16 protein-coding genes are annotated in these 17,500 nt (G+C 36.9%); 5 read left to right on the forward strand and 11 right to left on the reverse strand.

Going from position 1 to position 17,500, the window contains the following annotated elements:
• Nucleotides 1-7: 7 nt before the first annotated feature.
• The 3 genes from JO178_RS12335 to JO178_RS12345 form a co-directional block, all read right to left on the reverse strand.
• Nucleotides 8-2,254, reverse strand: coding sequence for a TonB-dependent receptor (locus JO178_RS12335; RefSeq protein ID WP_291935962.1), 2,247 nt, complete (start codon nt 2,252-2,254; stop codon nt 8-10).
• A gap of 94 nt (nt 2,255-2,348) precedes the next feature.
• Entirely contained in the window at nt 2,349-3,251 is a 903-nt protein-coding gene (locus tag JO178_RS12340) for an AraC family transcriptional regulator (protein WP_291935965.1), read from the reverse strand.
• Between the two features lie 71 nt (nt 3,252-3,322).
• Nucleotides 3,323-3,961, reverse strand: coding sequence for a 4'-phosphopantetheinyl transferase superfamily protein (locus JO178_RS12345; protein WP_291935966.1), 639 nt, complete (start codon nt 3,959-3,961; stop codon nt 3,323-3,325).
• A 212-nt stretch (nt 3,962-4,173) separates the two neighbouring features.
• Between JO178_RS12345 and JO178_RS12350 the strand changes: the two genes are divergently transcribed.
• The gene (locus JO178_RS12350) at nt 4,174-4,677 is read left to right on the forward strand and encodes a superoxide dismutase family protein (RefSeq protein WP_291935967.1); all 504 of its coding nucleotides are present in this window, start codon (nt 4,174-4,176) and stop codon (nt 4,675-4,677) included.
• Between the two features lie 54 nt (nt 4,678-4,731).
• On the opposite strand, the gene JO178_RS12355 is transcribed toward JO178_RS12350, so the two are convergent.
• Nucleotides 4,732-6,861 carry a carboxy terminal-processing peptidase gene (locus JO178_RS12355; RefSeq protein WP_291935973.1) on the reverse strand — a complete coding sequence of 710 codons (2,130 nt, stop codon included), beginning with the start codon at nt 6,859-6,861 and terminating at the stop codon, nt 4,732-4,734.
• A 337-nt stretch (nt 6,862-7,198) separates the two neighbouring features.
• On the opposite strand from JO178_RS12355, the gene JO178_RS12360 reads away from it, so the two are divergent.
• Nucleotides 7,199-7,369 (forward strand): lmo0937 family membrane protein, encoded by a 171-nt coding sequence (locus JO178_RS12360; protein WP_291935975.1) that lies wholly within the window; start codon nt 7,199-7,201, stop codon nt 7,367-7,369.
• Nucleotides 7,370-7,708: 339 nt separating this feature from the next.
• Nucleotides 7,709-8,503, forward strand: a complete 795-nt coding sequence (gene surE / locus JO178_RS12365) for a 5'/3'-nucleotidase SurE (RefSeq protein ID WP_291935978.1) — start codon at nt 7,709-7,711, stop codon at nt 8,501-8,503.
• A 73-nt stretch (nt 8,504-8,576) separates the two neighbouring features.
• Here surE and JO178_RS12370 read toward each other — a convergent pair whose 3' ends face one another.
• From JO178_RS12370 to JO178_RS12380, 3 genes are read right to left on the reverse strand one after another with little or no spacing between them, the layout of a single operon-like run.
• Nucleotides 8,577-9,980: a radical SAM protein gene (locus tag JO178_RS12370; RefSeq protein ID WP_291935981.1), complete on the reverse strand. Its 1,404-nt coding sequence runs from the start codon at nt 9,978-9,980 to the stop codon at nt 8,577-8,579.
• Nucleotides 9,981-9,989: 9 nt separating this feature from the next.
• Nucleotides 9,990-10,223, reverse strand: coding sequence for a hypothetical protein (locus JO178_RS12375; protein WP_291935984.1), 234 nt, complete (start codon nt 10,221-10,223; stop codon nt 9,990-9,992).
• Nucleotides 10,220-10,975 (reverse strand): prolipoprotein diacylglyceryl transferase family protein, encoded by a 756-nt coding sequence (locus JO178_RS12380; RefSeq protein WP_291935994.1) that lies wholly within the window; start codon nt 10,973-10,975, stop codon nt 10,220-10,222. Before JO178_RS12380 ends, JO178_RS12375 begins: the two co-directional genes overlap by 4 nt.
• A gap of 61 nt (nt 10,976-11,036) precedes the next feature.
• On the opposite strand from JO178_RS12380, the gene JO178_RS12385 reads away from it, so the two are divergent.
• On the forward strand, nt 11,037-12,074 hold the full coding sequence (locus JO178_RS12385; protein WP_291935995.1) for a GMP reductase: 1,038 nt from the start codon (nt 11,037-11,039) through the stop codon (nt 12,072-12,074).
• Nucleotides 12,075-12,150: 76 nt separating this feature from the next.
• On the opposite strand, the gene fabG is transcribed toward JO178_RS12385, so the two are convergent.
• The 4 genes from fabG to JO178_RS12405 form a co-directional block, all read right to left on the reverse strand.
• On the reverse strand, nt 12,151-12,894 hold the full coding sequence (fabG, locus tag JO178_RS12390; RefSeq protein ID WP_291935997.1) for a 3-oxoacyl-[acyl-carrier-protein] reductase: 744 nt from the start codon (nt 12,892-12,894) through the stop codon (nt 12,151-12,153).
• 174 nt (nt 12,895-13,068) lie between these two features.
• Nucleotides 13,069-14,580 (reverse strand): WG repeat-containing protein, encoded by a 1,512-nt coding sequence (locus JO178_RS12395; protein ID WP_291936001.1) that lies wholly within the window; start codon nt 14,578-14,580, stop codon nt 13,069-13,071.
• Complete coding sequence (gene rsmI / locus JO178_RS12400; protein ID WP_291936003.1) at nt 14,581-15,255, reverse strand: 16S rRNA (cytidine(1402)-2'-O)-methyltransferase; 675 nt, start codon at nt 15,253-15,255, stop codon at nt 14,581-14,583.
• 2 nt (nt 15,256-15,257) lie between these two features.
• Entirely contained in the window at nt 15,258-16,730 is a 1,473-nt protein-coding gene (locus tag JO178_RS12405; protein WP_291936006.1) for a hypothetical protein, read from the reverse strand.
• A gap of 61 nt (nt 16,731-16,791) precedes the next feature.
• Here JO178_RS12405 and JO178_RS12410 point away from each other — a divergent pair, with 61 nt between their 5' ends.
• Nucleotides 16,792-17,379, forward strand: coding sequence for a thymidine kinase (locus JO178_RS12410; protein ID WP_291936009.1), 588 nt, complete (start codon nt 16,792-16,794; stop codon nt 17,377-17,379).
• Nucleotides 17,380-17,500: the final 121 nt, after the last annotated feature.

Here is a 17,500-nt window from a genome sequence, read left to right on the forward strand (position 1 = left end):
GATTTTTTTATAAATTATTATTGATTGCATCATCTGTTTTATCTACTCCAAAGCTGATAAATGCACCTATAAATACGAAGGTATTCACTGGTGGAACAACAGCTGAACTTCTGGAACCATCTGCAGAGAAATTATATCCGTATACATTCTTGGACCCGAGAATATTTGAGATACTCAATACAAATACCGGGAAAGCCCTGGCATTTTTTTTACCGATATTCGGTAGATAATTGACACTGAAATTCAATGCATTGTAATCTTTTAATCTTCCTTCGGTTCTGGTATAATTAATGGGATTTCCATTTTCAAACTTAGAGGCGATATCATAATAGGGTCTGCCTTTTGCGTAAGTATATGATAAGTTCACTCCAAGTTTCCATTCCGGAATAAATCTTTTGGCTACGGCAGAAAGCGTGTGTTCAGCTGCAAAGCTCGGTTGTAAGCTCACCGGATAATTAAGGAAATCTCTTTTCGAATCCAGAAACGAATAGCTGATCCAGTAGTCTATATTTTCAAAAGTTTTCTTGTTATCTCTCCAAAACAGCTCCACTCCTTTTGCATATCCGTAGCCATTGTTGTTCAGAGCGGTCTGAATCTGTTGATTTTGTTCTTTATCCGGGGTAATAGTAAATGTTTTAATCAGCTGATCATACTTTTTATAGAAAGCTTCAAAACGTAAGGTTCTGCCTTCAGATGCTCTCTGAACCTGAAAAATATAATGTTGTGACTGCTGAAAACCCAGGTCTGCAGGTCCGTTGATATATTTGCTTTCCGGATTCTGGTAGAAAAGTCCGTAAGCCAGGGAAGTCGTCCAGTCTTTTGCAAGACGGTAAGCCAACGCAAATCGTGGGGCTATATTGTTTTTATTCAAAAAAGATGAATGTTCTGCTCTCACTCCTATTTTTGCTGACAAGGCATTGCTGAATCCAAGGTCTGTTTCTAGGAAAGCCGAAGAAATCAGGTCTTTATAATGTTTTTGAACGTCTTCAAAATTGAGTTTTTCATCGGTATTATTCAATTCAAATCCACCTCTTATCGCACTTATTCTATTGATCTTTCTTTCAAGAACCGCTTTAAAGTTGATATAGTTTCCGTCAGTAAGCAGCTGATTTCTGTTTGATTCTGTCTCATTGGTTTCTGTAGAAAAATGAAGATCTGATCTGTTGTATGCATAAGAGCCCCCCACGTTTAAAAGATATTTTCCAAATTTTTGTTTAAAAGAAAGGTTATGATAGGTACTTTTTCCATTGAGTCTTACCAGGCTGAAATCATATCCGGGTTCCAGGCTTTCCGATCTGACCCCCATTTTATTGGAGTTATACATTCCGTAATATTTGAAAAAGCCGCCTGATTTTGTTTTAACCCTGAAGTTCATATCTCCGTTTAATCCTTGTGGAGCGTTAATAAAATCAGTATTAAAATGAAATACCTTCTGCATAAGACTTAAGAGTGAATACCCGGCAGAAGCTCCGTAAGAATAGTTTTTATTGTTTCCCAGTTTTTGAAATCCGGCATTGATAAAAATCGGAGAAATTCCAACATTATAGGATGTTTCATCCGGAAGGTCAACACTTTCCAGCATCAGTGCTCCTGAAAGAGCCTGCCCGTAGAGAGCGGAGTATCCTCCGCTTGAAAATATATTTCCTTTAAAAAGAGACGTATTGAACTGATCTCTTCCTGCAATTCCGGGAACAGAATTGGAAAAATAATTGTTGATTAAACTTCCATCCATAAAAATTTTAGACTCTGTTCCTGTACCTCCTCTGATGAAAAGACCTTCCGTACCTCCTACTTTCTGTACACCCGGAAGATAGGTTAAAGCAGAGGAGATCTGTCCGTCTGCACCGGCGGTGGTATAAATATCAATAGGAGTTAATAAAGTGGTGGCTCTTTTCCGGTCACTAGCTTCAATTGAACCTGCTGAAACTACCACCGCGTCAATTTCGCTGATCTGTTCTTTAAGGTCTGCATTTACTGCAATATCCTGATTTTCAATAGTAATTGTTTTTTCTACATTTTCATATTTCGGATGGGTAAACGTCAGAATATGAATTCCTTTTTCAGAAGTTTCAAAATAAAAATTTCCCTGAGCATCAGTTGTTGCGCCGTCATAAGTATCTTTCAGGGTAACGTTTACCTCGCTTACTCCTTTATTTTTAAAACTTACTTTTCCTGAAACTTTTACCTGGGCATATCCGGTTATAAAAGCTAAAAAAGAGAACAGGATGAGTAGTTTTTGCACTTGCGTTTTCATGATTATTAATTTTCTGAGTCAAAAATATCACAACCAATGCCCTTCTGTAAAAAATTTCTTACTGAAAGGCATTCTTTTGCTACCGAATGGGAAATTAGTGGACCGGAATACAAAAATCCACGATCATTTTTCCTTCCGGATGGTCTTTAAAGTTGGAATGGTAGACCTCAAAAGGAAATGTTCTCCGTATCGAATAATGGTGCTCATTCATCCATAAAAATAAAGAGACCCAGCATTGTTCAAAATCATTAAGGACAACTTCCCCGCTTCCCACAATATAGTTTCCGGCATGTATGGTTTCCGGAAAAACTTCTCCTTTTTCTTTCTCCAGTTGTTGATCCAGCAGCATACAGGCATGTATTCTGACCTTATCCGGCGGAGTTACCTTGAAACTGTCATGATATACGGAAATCATTTTGACATTTTCACGAGGGAACAGCTTTTCATTTTTTGCCCAGTCGATGAGAACGTTAAAAGAAGGTTCTACATTGCTGATTCCTAAACTCATCACTGCTGCCAGATTCATTTCCGGCAATTCTTTAACTTCAATTTTTAAATTCATATTGGCCCAGTTTAACAGGTTTTCCATATGGCAAATGTATGGGGTGAAAACCGTATCCACTTGTCCGTTCTTGCTTTGTATTTGTGAAATCCTGTGAAATTTTCCCGGAGCAGATCTCCGGAATTCAGACGGAGGAAGCCCGTAATATTTCTTAAACGTTTTGGTAAAAACCGAATGGCTTGAAAAACCAAGCTCAAAATAGATATCCCTGATTTCTTTCTCTTTATGTACTGCCAGATAGAAAGCACTTTTTTCTATTTTCTTTCTGGTAATATAGCTCTGAAGGGGTTCTCCGGTAATCAGTTTGAATATCCTGTGAAAATGGAATGGAGAGTAGGCACTGATCTCTGCAATAATCTCCAGAGAAAGATCTGCATCGAGATTGTTATTAATGTATTGAATTGTTTTGACAATCCTTTTTTTATATTCTTCCAAAATTAAAAATGTTGATTAACAAAGATATACATCTGAAGTATTCTTTGTTTGTCTTTTATTGCGGATTCATATCAAATTTCAAAAAATTCAACAATGACGGCCTCATTTTTAACATTCTCATTCTCAGAAGCAATGCAACAGTAATAATCGGGATCGATATCAAGCTCTTTTATGAAGAATTTTCCTCCTTCAATAGAGCATTCATCATTGATCACCTCAAAAGAATCCAGAGGAAGCATCATTCCGCTTCCGTGTGCTTTTATAACAGCCTCCTTATTGGTCCAGTAGGTAAAAAAAGCTTTTGTTTTATCTTCAGAATGATGAATTTTCAGGAATTCTCCGGAAGTCATCTGAAATTGGAAATCATGATAATTAACTTTCTCGTCCGAAAACTCTATATCAATCCCGACAGAAAAATCGGCAAGGGCACATACGACAAGGTTTCCCGAATGAGAGATATTGAAATAAACAGGATTTCCTTTGAGGAAAGGCTTCTTATCCGGCAAAAAATCAATATCCAAACGGTGAATATTATAGAATTTCTCTGTTCCATACTTTAAAAGAACTCTTCCCAAAAGAGACAGCTGTGCATCCTGCCATCTTTTGTATTTCAGAATATCTTTTTTAAAACCTTCGGTAAAGCCATCCAGATATCTGTCCAGCAGCTCCTGATGTTTTTCTTCATGAATAAATGTGTATAAAATGATCATCGATATTTTTGGTTATCTAAAGATAAAATATTTGGCTTTTCCCTGCTGTATTTTAACTGATTATTAATTTTCTGTCGACCAGTACCTCTTTAAAAAGTGACCGTATTTCCGGCCCTTTTCCAGTCATCAAAAAGAAAAAAGACTGGAATCATAAAGCCCTTTGGAAAATCTTTTATAAATTTATCATAAAATCACTATAAATCATTTAAAAAATGAAAGTACAAACATTAGCACTATTGGCAGGTTTTGCATTGGCAGCCGTTTCATGCGGTACCACAAAAACGTATGCCGTAAACGCCAAAAGCGGAACACAGACAGGGGGAACGGTAAAGTTTACCCAACAGGGAGAAGATGTTGTTATGAAACTTGATGTAACCCACCTTACTCCCGGAATCCATGCAGTACACATTCATGAAAAAGGAGACTGCTCTGCAGCAGACGGTACTTCTACAGGAGGGCACTGGAATCCTTCTAAAAACGACCATGGAAAATGGGGTGCAGAACATTTCCACATGGGAGATATAGGAAACCTTGTGGCAGACCAAAGCGGAAATGCAACGCTTACCTTCAAGACCAACAAATGGTGTCTTGGCTGTGCAGATGAGTCTAAGAACATTATCGGAAAGGGGCTTATCGTACACGCAGCAGCCGATGATTTCCATACCCAGCCTACAGGAAATGCAGGCGGAAGAGTGGGATGTGTAGAAATTAAGTAATCTTATTCTATTCCATAAAAAAACCGCTAATTAAAATTAGCGGTTTTTTGTTTTTTATGATTTTGTTCCCATATCTGATACAATATTCATTGCTTCCTGCAGATAAAGATCTTTTTTCAGATTTTTGATCCACATTTCAGATTTTTTCTTGAACGCTTCATCTTTTTTCTCTCTTTCCACTTCACTTGGATACATGATAAACTGAAGTCCGTTTTCAAATTTAGTTAAAGCTTTGAATTTTTCAATCTGAGCTTTTCTTTGTTTCATCACTTCATTAAACTTATCAATATTCAGGGTAATGGTTTCCTCCTTATCCAGCTTTTCTCTCCACTGAGCAGATTCCAGTAACAGCTGATAATTGCTGTTTTTAGCCATTCTTCCTGCACTTGCTTTCTCAAGAGCCTGGATATTAAAATAGTTCAGTTTCTCGAATTTTGTTGGCGGAATCTTATCCCATGCTAATGCATAATCATCATATCTTTCACCTACTTCAGCATAGGTAAAGAAGTCTTTCATCTGGATATCGGAAACAATTCCTTTTCTCTGTGTAGATTCTCCTGTAATTCTGTAAAACTTCTGAATAGTAAGTTTTAAAGATCCGAAATCATCTTCTGTATTCAGGAATCTATTCAGATCAACAAATGTCTGAACCGTACCTTTTCCAAACGACTGTGGTGATCCGATAATCATGGCTCTGCCATAGTCCTGCATTACTCCTGCAAGAATTTCGGAGGCAGAGGCAGAAAGTTCATTCTGCATAATGACAAGTGGCCCTGTCCAGATCGGAGTTTCATATTTATTCTTTAAAGTCTGGATTTTTCCGTTTCCGTCTTTCACCTGAACGTAAGGTCCGGCATCCATGAAAAGTCCCATAATATCTCCTACTTCAGTTAAAGATCCCCCGCCATTATTTCTAAGATCAAGAACAATTCCTTCAATATTCTGGGCTTTAAGCTTAACGATTTCATTTTTAATATCGTCCGAGGCGTTTCTTCCTTTCGCATTTTCAAAATCAGCGTTAAAGCTTGGAAGATTAATGAATCCGTATTTCTTTCCATTAGGAGCATTCACAACAATACTTCTCGCAAAAGTGTCTTCAATGGCTACTTCTTCACGGATCATCGTTACGTCTTTAATACTGCCGTCTTTCTTCTGCACCGTTAATGTCACCGGAGTCCCTTTTTCTCCTCTGATCAGTCTTACTGCCTCATCAGAAAGCATGCCTACCACATTTACCGCATCATCTTTCGGTTTGGATTTCACTTTCAGGATTTTATCTCCTTCGGAAAGCTGTTTTGATTTCCAAGCCGGTGCTCCGATGGTAAGTGCTCCCAGATAAAGGTTTCCTTTTTTCTCCTGGATAATGGCTCCGATTCCGATTACTTTTCCTGTAAACTGGCTGTCAAAATCTTCCTTATCCTTTGGAGAATAATAGTTGGTATGAGGATCGAAAACTTCAGTATACGCATTCATATATACGGTAAACCAATCCATTTTCTTTCTCTTTTTGAATCTTGTAAAGGTATCTTTCACAAGATCTTTTACTTCGTCCGTGGCTTTTTTGATTTTTTCATCAGGACTAAGCACTTTGAAATTGATGGTATCTTTCAGTTTATATTTCTGAACGGAATCCTTTTTCTCTTTTTGAGCTTCTTCTTTACTGTTCATCGATTCGATTTCCTGAAGGATATTGTATTTGATGAATTTTTTCCACTCATTATACTGTTCCTGTTTATTGGCAGGTACTTTTTTTAATTTGGGTTCCAGCGTAAGTGTTTCATCTTCCTTAAGGTTGATAGGTTTGCTGAAAATATCCTGTGTAATCTTGTCGATTTCGTCCACTCTTTGATAAAGTCTGTCGATCGTCAATTTATAGAAAGTCAGATCTCCCTGGCTGATATAATCATCAAGCTTTGTTTCATGCTTGCTAAATTCATCCATATCAGATTGCAGGAAATATCTTTTTGCAGGATCTACCAATTCGAAATAATGCTTATAAACATCCTTCGAATAGGCATCATTAATAGTTTTAGGGCTATAATGCAGATAAGAAAGTGTATTTTTTACGCTCACCATTATTGTTTGCATCTTTTCATCGTCATTCTTCGGCGAGTTGAAACAAAACATCAGACTTGTTAATGGAATTAGTAGTAAAAATTTATTCAGTTTGAAATTTTTCCACATAAACTGTCTCGTATTTATTAATTTTTTTTAAATAAGTATTGTAATTAGTAGCACTAATTACTAGGACTGTTACAAACGATCAAATTTAATACCTTATTTACAAATATCGAATAGTTTTAAGTATTTTTATTAAAAGAGATTGAGAAATAATCATTGCTGTTCTCTGTATTTCCTATGACAAGGCACTTTGCCAGATTTATAAAAGATAAAGACACCCGTTTTTTTGATTAAAATTATTCTTAACAACCTCATAAACAGATACCACAAAATGATTTTTTGACCATAAAGGCATAAAATATGCAGGTATTTGAGAAGATAACTTTAAAATTTTACAGTCATGAGAAGTTTATTATGGTTAGTAGCCGTCATTTGTATCGTTGTTTGGCTTTTAGGAATTTTAGGAATCGTACCGGGGATGAGTACCGGTTATTTAATACACATCCTGCTTGTTATTGCCATTATTGTTATTCTTTATAATCTTATAACAGGCAGAAAACCCTTAGACTAAGCCTCAACAATTATTACCGATTATCAGACTTAAACGGATGTTGATTTCCAACAGAACGGAACTTCTGTTCACAGGAAAGAAACATCTGTGAAGTTCTGATATGTTTTGTTTTTTATGAAAATTTTATTTCTCTGAAACATTGTATTTCTCTTCTGTTTTTATGGTATTTTTTCTCTTTTTCTCCTGTTTTTTAAGTAATCTGATTCATTTATAAGCAATAAGATGTTTTGCAGCAGCTTATTTTTAACTACATTTGATGTGTTGAAAAAAATTTCTTTTTATCCTATTCAATCAACGGGCAAATTGCACTTTACTTATAAAAAATAATTAGCATAATTTATGGAAAGACCGCTTATTCTGGTTACTAATGATGATGGAATTACAGCACCTGGTATCAGAAATCTTATAAACTTTATGAATGAAATAGGAGAAGTAGTTGTTGTAGCTCCCAACTCTCCTCAAAGTGGAAAAGGCCACGCTATTACCATTAATTCTACTTTAAGCTACGAAGAAGTTAACCTTGACGGGCCACAAACAGATTTTTCGTGTAGCGGAACCCCCGTAGATTGTGTTAAAATGGCTTTGGATAAGATCCTGAAAAGAAGACCGGATATTGTGGTATCAGGAATCAATCATGGGGCCAACTCCTCTATTAATGTGATCTATTCCGGGACAATGTCTGCTGCTGTAGAAGCGGGTGTGGAAGGAATTCCTGCCATCGGGTTTTCATTACTTGATTTCAGCTGGGAAGCAGACTTTACGCAGGCAAAGGAATATATTCAGAATATTGTAAGAAGAACTCTTGAAAAACCAATGCCGAAAGGAATTGTTCTGAATGTTAATATTCCCAAGCTGCCCGCGGAAGAAATAAAAGGGGTAAAAGTCTGCAAACAGGCTCATGCGAAATGGGAAGAAAGTTTTGACGAAAGAATAAACCCACACGGTAAAAAATATTACTGGCTTACCGGATATTTCAATAATATGGATGAATCCGAAGATGCTGATGAAACGGCATTGGCCAACGGATATATTTCGATTGTTCCCGTAAAATTTGATCTTACCGCTTACGAGTATATGAAAACACTGGAAGAGGTAATGTCTTTTGAAAACGCAAAAGAAATTAAACAATCCTAATTGTCGTCTTATAAAAAATTACAAGGCATGAAAAAATTATTTTTTCATGCCTTATTTTGGGGTTATTTCAATGTTAGAAAAGTACTTTATCCTCTTTTCTGAGTTCTTCGAGATAGCTTTTCTTATCGTCCCTATAGAAGAGGTTCATCGTTTCAAAAGGAATTAATTTAAGATCTTTATTCACGATATGAACGCAGGATTTTTTTACGGCTCGAACATCAAAATCGTGGGCATCCATAAAATTCATAATGATAATTCTGAATAGGTTATCATAATCGAGATCAGGAGCACATACTTCCGGGAGGCAGCAAAGTAACTGGTTTACTTTAGGTTTTACTTTATCTACGGAAATGCCTGTACTGAAAATATCCAGCAGCTGCATATGAAGCCCTGCATCCTGTTCATAAACAATTGTATTTCTGGATTCGTTATTCAGGAGATCGGCAGGATTGATATACCGGGTTAAAGGAATGATTTCTCCTTCTAGTTTTAAGATATATCCCATTGCCAGAGCATCAGGGTTACAGGGAACCGGAATAATATCGTCTAAATTCAGAAGCGGAAACTGACTCAGGATTTCCTGTCTTACTTCCGTTAAGGTAATTTTTTCATGCGCAGAGTCGTCTCTGTTTCTTCCGGCAATCTCCACGGGCTGAAAGGTAATACCACGTACACATTTCTGTTTCAGGGCAAATTCGATGATCTTCCCGATCTCATCAATATTCTTATCTTTTTGAAGAACAATCACCAGTGTGGTGGAAAGATTCAGGGCATTCAGTTTTTCCAGGGCCTTCATTCTTACGGAAGTAAGATCTTTTCCTCTGAAATCCTCCAGCACTTCAGGTTTAAAAGAATCAAACTGAAGATACACTTCAAATTCAGGAGCATAGGCAGCCAGTTTTTCTGCAAATCCGGGATCATTGGCAATTCTTATTCCGTTGGTATTCAGCATCAGGTGCTTTATCGGTTTTGATTTGGCAATATTCATGATTTTAAAAAATTCCGGATGAATGGTAGGTTCTCCGCCACTGATCTGAACAACGTCCGGTTCTCCTTCATTTTTCACGATAGCATCAAACATAGCTTCTATTTCCTCAAGACTCCTGTGATTTCCATAATGAGGCGAAGACATGGCATAGCAGGTAGGACAGGTCAGATTGCAACGGTCTGTCACTTCTACAATAGAAAGGCAACTATGTTGTTCATGATCCACACACAGCCCGCAGTCATAGGGACATCCGTATTCGACATCTGTTCCGAAATGAAGCGGCATTTCAGAGGCTTTATTATAGTTTCTTATATTTTTATAATACTGAACATCCGAAGCTATTCTGGTTTTAAAAAAACCGTGATCAGGACATCTTTTAGTCATAAATACAGCTTCATCCTCAATAATAATCTTCGCTCCTACCCTTTTCAGACATTCAGGGCAAAGGCTGATCGTATAATCGTAATAAGTATAGTTTCTTACCGGCATAATTAAATTTTAAAGTCCACCACAGATAAATCCACTGATCAGGCCACAAATAAGGAGGCTGATGACCATCGTTTGTATAAATTGTTTTTTACTGAATTTCCTTTCTCCTTTCCATTCATAGATTACTTTAGTAATCAAAGCCACGACCAGGGAAATAAAAAGGGCACCCAGAATAATCATTCCAATGATCATGATGACGACACCGGCAAGGTTTCCGACCTCTAAAATTGTTAAATTTCTCATCTTGAATATTTTAAGTGTAAGGATTTAGTATTTTTAATTGTATAAATGTAGTAAATAATTACACAAATACAGACCATTTGTATGGTTCCCAGACTACCCGTAATTTCTACTCTTGGTTTAATAAAATCAAGAAAGAATCTGAAAGTGAAATAGCTTAACATAAATACCTTAAAAATATATCCTGAAGGATATTTTCTCCCTTGCTGAATATATTTTAACCCTGCCCATAAAAGAATCAGGAAAACAATTTCATACAAGGCAACGGGATGTCTCAGATACTGATCCCCAAGATGCATTCCAAAAACAGAGTCGGTAGGTAGCCCATAAGTTTCTTCATAGATTCCGGTGAGGAAACAGCCCACCCGTCCGATAATAATGGCAAACATTAAAGGGAATACAATTAAATCTCCTGTACTATCTTTATGTCTGACGATTTTTTTAGCCAGCTCCACTCCTATTAACCCAAAGGCGAGGCCACCAACAATGGTATTGTTTGACCAGAATCTCTTAAAGCTGAAGTTTTCAAATAAAGAATATGGGTTTTCAAGATTCCCAATGAGCTTGGAACCTAGTAAAGCTCCGGCAGTTGCTCCTATTAAAACAGCTGCTGAAGTATTAAATGATAATTTTTCTTTGGATTTCCTTTTAAGGTAAAAATAATACCGCATCCCCAAAAATATTCCAACCGCCTCAAAAAAAGGATGTGCAAGGACTGTATTACCGAAAATATGAAAAGTTACAGGAAAATCCATGACTTCAAAAATAATCCATTTCAGATTATTTACTACCTTTATTCTGATAAATAATTACAAAATGCGCATAGAATATGACATAAAACTCGGGTTCAAGGATGTAATGTTCCGCCCGAAACGCTCCACTCTGAAATCCCGCTCAGAAGTGAATCTGGAAAGAGAATTCACATTCAGGCATACTGGTAAAAAATGGAGCGGTGTTCCTGTTATTGCAGCCAATATGGATACGGTAGGTACTTTTGAGATGGCTGTAGAACTGGCAAAAGATAAAATTATTACCGCCATTCACAAGCATTATACTCCTGAAGAATGGAGCCGGTTTCTGAACAGCCAGCCTGAAAGTATTCATCAGTATATTGCTCTGAGTACGGGAACAGGAAAGGCGGATGAAGAAAAAATCAGACAAATCTTAGAAAAACACCCGAAAGTCGAATTTCTCTGTATCGATGTAGCGAATGGCTATTCGGAACATTTTGTGGAATTTGTGAAGAAGGCAAGGGCAAATTTTCCGGATAAAATCATTATAGCGGGTAATGTGGTTACCGGAGAAATGGTAGAAGAACTGCTTTTGGTAGGTGCAGATATCATTAAAGTAGGTATCGGGCCTGGTTCTGTTTGTACAACAAGAGTAAAAACAGGAGTCGGATATCCTCAGCTTTCTGCCATTATCGAGTGTTCTGATGCGGCTCATGGTTTGGGAGGGCACATTATTGCAGACGGAGGTTGTAAAGTTCCGGGTGATGTCGCTAAAGCTTTCGGAGGCGGTGCCGATTTTGTAATGCTGGGCGGAATGTTTGCCGGGCATGATGAAAGCGGTGGAGAAATGATTGAAGAAGACGGCAAAAAGTATCGCCTTTTCTATGGGATGAGTTCCAAAACTGCAATGGATAAGCATTCCGGAGGAGTTGCAGAATACCGTGCTTCCGAAGGAAAAACAGTGAAAGTAGCTTATAAAGGCCCTGTCTCAGAAACAGTAAAAGATATTTTAGGAGGGGTACGTTCTACCTGTACGTACGTAGGAGCTTCCAAACTTAAAGAGCTTTCCAAGAGAACTACTTTTATCAGGGTTCAGGAGCAGGAAAACCAAATATTTACCTGATAGGGATCTGCATCAGGAAGAAAAATATTGTTATCAAAAAAGAGGCTGTACATTCTGTAACAGCCTCTTTATATTTTTAAGTTAACATTCCTCCGTCAACGTTCAGTGTCTGTCCTGTAATATAAGAAGCCATTTCGCTTCCTAAGAACACACACGCATTCGCAACATCTACTGGCTGTCCTCCTTTCTTCATCGGGATTCCTTCTCTCCATTCCTGAACAATCTTTTCATCTAAGACAGCTGTCATTTCTGTTTCAATGAATCCTGGTGCAATGGCATTACATCTGATATTTCTGGAACCTAACTCCAATGCAATAGATTTTGTAAATCCGATAACTCCTGCTTTAGAAGCCGCATAGTTGGCCTGTCCTGCATGTCCTTGTATTCCGACTACTGAAGTCATATTAATGATAGATCCTGATCTTGCTTTCATCATTGGTTTGATGACCGCTTTTGTAAGGTTGAAAACCGAATCTAAGTTGACTCTCAATACCTGGTCCCAATCTTCTTTAGACATTCTCAATAGCAGGTTGTCTTTTGTAATCCCTGCATTGTTTACCAAAATATCAATCTGCCCAAACTCTGCCATTACTTCTTCCACCAATTTCTGAGCGGCATCGTAATCTGACGCATCAGACTGATAACCTTTGATTTGGGTTACAGAACTTAAAGTGGCTTCTAATTCTTTAGCTTTGTCTACAGAGCCGGCATAGGTAAATGCTATTTTTGCACCTTGCTTTGCAAATACTTCAGCGATCCCCTTTCCGATTCCTCTTGTAGCTCCGGTAATTAGTGCTACTTTTCCTTCTAATAATTTCATATTCGTTAACAATTATTTTTCTTTATAACTCATTCAGCGTGTGAATGCTGACTCAATCAATATCAATAATTCCTTTTCTGGAATTAAACGGTGTGCAAAGATATTACAAAATGTCATGCAATGCATTCAATTCATCAAATTACTTAATTTTTTTGCACTTTTTTTACTATATTATCAAAGTCTGCGTGTGGTACCTTTAAATCTTGTGAAATAGACAAAGTCTGATTTCTTATCTTTATCCATCCTTAATACTTCCTTCTGCCAGAGATACTTATCATAGATAATCTCTTTCAGCGGCTCGTTCTGGAAATTCAGTACTCCATATCTGCCTTCTTTTTTTACAACAATTTCATTTTCAGAATTGTCAAAGACTATAATATCTTCATAAAGAAAAGGAACAATCTCTTTTCCTTTTTCATCCAGAATCCCATAGCGGTTGTCTGTATTTTTACACACCAGCGGTTTTGAATACTCATTCAGAGGATTAAAATAATCCGTATCCTGATTCTTAATAAAGCTGATATTCTTAAGTTCCTTTTCAGACAGGCTATTCACTGAAAGCTGATAGTATTTCTCCTGTTTTCTGATCAGCAGATTATCAGGATAAAAGCCCAGTATCTGTGTCCCTTCACTAATCACATTCTTAAGATTCTTATCCAGTAGTTTTTCTTCTTCTCCTTTTTTAAGATATATAAAATTCCTGCCTGAAATAATGAAACTTTTAATAAAATCATATTCCGGAGGAATAATAATGTTTCCCTGCAGATTAACAACTCCGTATTTTTTAGCTTTGTCGTTGTATACATTAAAATACTGATCAAATAAAGGATTTAAATATCTGAAACTATTAGGGTAAAGTTTACGGTCTTTTTTATAGAAAACGGTTATTTTGTTGCTTTTTCTTAGATAAAGATATTCTTTTTGACCAAAATATTCCGGACTGATCTCATCAAAGATTTCCTCAGCCATTGCATTGTCATCTTTATCGATCAGCCCATACTTTCCGGTACTTTTATTTTTAGTAATCAGGTACGGAAAAGCGTTGATATCAGTAATCTGTTTTGAGAATTTATAAAGGGTTTGCCCCTCTGTTCCGATAATTTCACTCTGACTGTCCTCATTTACAATCAGAGCCCGGCCTTCCTCAAAGTTATAATCTTCTTTAAACTCCCGCTCACTGAGCTTTTTTCCATTGAAATCATATAAAAACCATTTCTTATCTTTTAAAACAAAAAACCGGTTCTTTCCTGCAAATCTTATCCGATCCGAATGAGGAATGATCAGACTACCCTTATAATCATACACCGCTTCTTTATCCTGTTTTGAGGCGATGATTCTCTCTCTACTCAGCCACGGTGTATTAAATTCCTGATCATCAAAAGAAATCACTTCATTCCCTTTTTCATCAATCACCGCAGACTTTGCTCTGCTTCCTTCTTCAGACCGTATAACAAATTTATTTTTAAATATATGATAGATGCTTCCTCTGTAAGGTGATTCAAAAGTAACAGTTCCCAAAGAATCCACTATTCCCTGTTTTTTAGTCACAGGATCGTATACCGTACCATATCCTCCTGCGTACGAGCCCACCTCTTTTCCTATTTTTTTTGATAAAAGAACTTTGGTATACTGATTAGTCTGTGCAGCACAGATGGCCGAGCACAAAACAAAAACTATTTTTTTCAATTAAATAGAATTATTGACAATAAGGACAATTTCCCCTTTTAAAGTTTTAGTCTTGGAAAACTCAATTAATTCATTGATTGTTCCCCGTTTAGTTTCTTCAAATTTCTTAGAAATCTCCCTGCTCAGACTGGCTTTGGTTTCTTCTCCGAAGAACTCTTTAATCTGTTCTAAAGTCGTATTGATCTTATGCGGGCTCTCATACAAAACAATGGTTTTCTTTTCTTCTGCAAGCTGTTTAAGCTTGGTCTGTCTGCCTTTTTTTTGTGGTAAAAACCCTGCAAACAGAAATTCATTATTAGGAAGCCCTGAAACCACCAATGCCGGAATCAGTGCTGTAGCTCCCGGAAGACAGATCATCTCGATCCTGTTGTCTGCTCCGGCTTTCGCCAGCAGATATCCCGGATCTGAAATACCGGGTGTTCCTGCATCAGTAATAATGGCAATATTCTGGCCGTTTTTAAGATCTGTAATCACCTTTTCAGTAGCCTGATGTTCATTATGTAAATGATAGGATTTCAGAGGTTTTGAGATCTCAAAATGTTTTAAAAGTATTCCGGAAGTTCTGGTATCTTCACATAAAATATAATCTACCTCTTTAAGGACATTCACAGCCCTGAAAGTCATATCTTCCAAGTTTCCTACAGGTGTAGGAACAAAATATAGGATTCCGCTCAAAATTATAAGAATTTATTTTCCACCAATATCCAAAGTCTCTGAGCATACTCATCCACCTTATTCCACTTTCTCTCATAATAAAGATCACTTAGATATTCTTTTGCCTCTTCGAGAGTTCTGTATTGATTCAGACGTGCCATCGTTTCATTAAGATCTGACTGGCTGCCATCAAACAGCATTTTCGAAAAAGCAATTCTGTCATTCAGATCAAGTCTGAACTCAGGCTTCTGTTTTTCAGCCTCCATAAAATTGGTAGGAATATTCGATTTCAGAATACTTCCTTCATCCTCTTTTACTGTATGAGTCTGATTTTCTGCAGGAGCTTCTCTTTCCAAAGGATCATCATCAAAAAGGGTCTGAACTGCTTTCAATCCTTTGATATTGGCTAATTTTATTTTTTTATCCTGATGATATTCGTCTAAATTTTCAAAACTTTCATCAGAACGGTGTTTTTCAGTTTCTTCCGGAACCGGTTTATCTATTTCAACAATCTTTCTTCTGTCATAAACTTCAGCAAGTACATTGTCTCCTTGCTGATCTTCCGCAGTATGATCATTTTTAATTTCGCTCAGAATATTCTCTACATTGGAAGTTTCTGTAGCAAGCTCTCCCTGCTCTATAGAAATTTGTGATCCGATAAACTGTTCTTCATTTTCTTCAATTAATATTTCATCATCCAGCATTTCAGGATCAAAAATACTTGGAATTTTTTCCGAGATTTTCTGGGTGTCTTTTACAAAAGCTTCATCTTTCACACTTTTTTCCCGTGGTTCAGCTTCTGCTTCTTCAGAAGCATCTATTTCATTCAGTTGATTATTAAATATGGCTTCTTCTTTTGTAATTCCATTATCAAACATATCTTCGTTGATATCTTCCTCTGATTCCGGAATGGAATGTGCCAGTATTTTTTCTTCGTCGATAAAATTCAATACAGCCGTTTCACTTCCTGAAAGCTCATGCTCCTGAATAGGATCAGAATGTACCAAAGCTTCTTTCTCTTCATTACTTTCTGCCTGAAGAACAGGATCAGGATCTCTGTGATCATCACTTTCTTCCACAAAGCTGATAATGTTTTCATGAAACTCATTTTCCATAATTTCATTCAACTGATTATTGAATATAGCTTCTTCATCAATTCCGTTGGCAAAGCTTTCGTTTTCATGTTCATCAATTTCATTAAGCTCATTGTTGAAAATAGCTTCTTCTTCCGTCACTTCATTTCCGGTCTCGTGTATATCCGAATCCTTTGAGACAAAAGAATCTGCATGGCTTCCCAAGTGGTGTGCAGGCTCTTCAGGAATAAAATACTCTATATTTTTTTCCAGCAGTTTCAGGAAAGAAATTCTGTTAGCAAGCTCATCCACAAGATCTTGCTTGGAAAGTAATTCGTCTACGTTATTTATTTTGTCCAGATTATCAATGATATTCATGGATTCAAAAAAAATCTTTTCCTTTAAATCTTGGATATTCTGCATAATAAGATTCTTATTAAAATTGCTTACTTTTGATGTGAAAAATATACGGCTAATTTAACAAATGTTTTTAGAAAATACAATTAATCATTCCAAACAAAGCGGTTGGATGGAAGTTATCTGTGGCTCTATGTTTTCGGGTAAAACGGAGGAGTTAATCCGAAGATTGAGAAGAGCAGAAATGGCGGGGCAGAACGTTGAAATTTTTAAACCGAAACTGGATATCCGGTATTCTGAGGAAGATGTAGTATCTCATAATCAGAATAAAATACGCAGTACCGCGGTGGATAATCCTAACGAAATCCTTCTGCTTGCTTCCAACTGTGATGTAGTAGGAATAGATGAAGCCCAGTTTTTTGATGAAAGTATTGTTGAAATTGCCAATCAGCTTGCCAATGGCGGGATAAGGGTGGTCATTGCCGGACTGGATATGGACTTTTTAGGACGTCCTTTCGGTCCTATGCCCAATCTGATGGCCACAGCAGAATATGTTACAAAAGTGCATGCTATTTGTAAGAGAACAGGTAATCTTGCCAATTATTCGATGAGAACTTCTCAGGGAGATGATCTTGTGGAACTTGGAGAAACCGAAAGCTATGAAGCGGTAAGCCGCCGTGTCTTTATTGATGAAGTGCTTTCGAAAAGAAAATAAAAGGACAAACCGCTGAATATAGCGACCAAGAAGACATTCACGTAATATAAATGAAAACGAAAAAGCAATAGTGTAAAATCCTGAAAAATCAGCCCGTACTTATCGGCTCTTTTAGTTTTTT

The organism is Chryseobacterium sp. (genome assembly GCF_019236175.1).
Lineage (GTDB): Bacteria > Bacteroidota > Bacteroidia > Flavobacteriales > Weeksellaceae > Chryseobacterium.

Coding starts and splice junctions, on each gene's coding strand:
- JO178_RS12335 (WP_291935962.1), bottom strand. CDS start 2,254: ATGAAAACGCAAGTGCAAAAACTACTCATCCTGTTCTCTTTTTTAGCT.
- JO178_RS12345 (WP_291935966.1), bottom strand. CDS start 3,961: ATGATCATTTTATACACATTTATTCATGAAGAAAAACATCAGGAGCTG.
- JO178_RS12350 (WP_291935967.1), top strand. CDS start 4,174: ATGAAAGTACAAACATTAGCACTATTGGCAGGTTTTGCATTGGCAGCC.
- JO178_RS12355 (WP_291935973.1), bottom strand. CDS start 6,861: ATGTGGAAAAATTTCAAACTGAATAAATTTTTACTACTAATTCCATTA.
- JO178_RS12360 (WP_291935975.1), top strand. CDS start 7,199: ATGAGAAGTTTATTATGGTTAGTAGCCGTCATTTGTATCGTTGTTTGG.
- surE (WP_291935978.1), top strand. CDS start 7,709: ATGGAAAGACCGCTTATTCTGGTTACTAATGATGATGGAATTACAGCA.
- JO178_RS12370 (WP_291935981.1), bottom strand. CDS start 9,980: ATGCCGGTAAGAAACTATACTTATTACGATTATACGATCAGCCTTTGC.
- JO178_RS12375 (WP_291935984.1), bottom strand. CDS start 10,223: ATGAGAAATTTAACAATTTTAGAGGTCGGAAACCTTGCCGGTGTCGTC.
- JO178_RS12380 (WP_291935994.1), bottom strand. CDS start 10,975: ATGGATTTTCCTGTAACTTTTCATATTTTCGGTAATACAGTCCTTGCA.
- JO178_RS12385 (WP_291935995.1), top strand. CDS start 11,037: ATGCGCATAGAATATGACATAAAACTCGGGTTCAAGGATGTAATGTTC.
- fabG (WP_291935997.1), bottom strand. CDS start 12,894: ATGAAATTATTAGAAGGAAAAGTAGCACTAATTACCGGAGCTACAAGA.
- JO178_RS12405 (WP_291936006.1), bottom strand. CDS start 16,730: ATGCAGAATATCCAAGATTTAAAGGAAAAGATTTTTTTTGAATCCATG.
- JO178_RS12410 (WP_291936009.1), top strand. CDS start 16,792: ATGTTTTTAGAAAATACAATTAATCATTCCAAACAAAGCGGTTGGATG.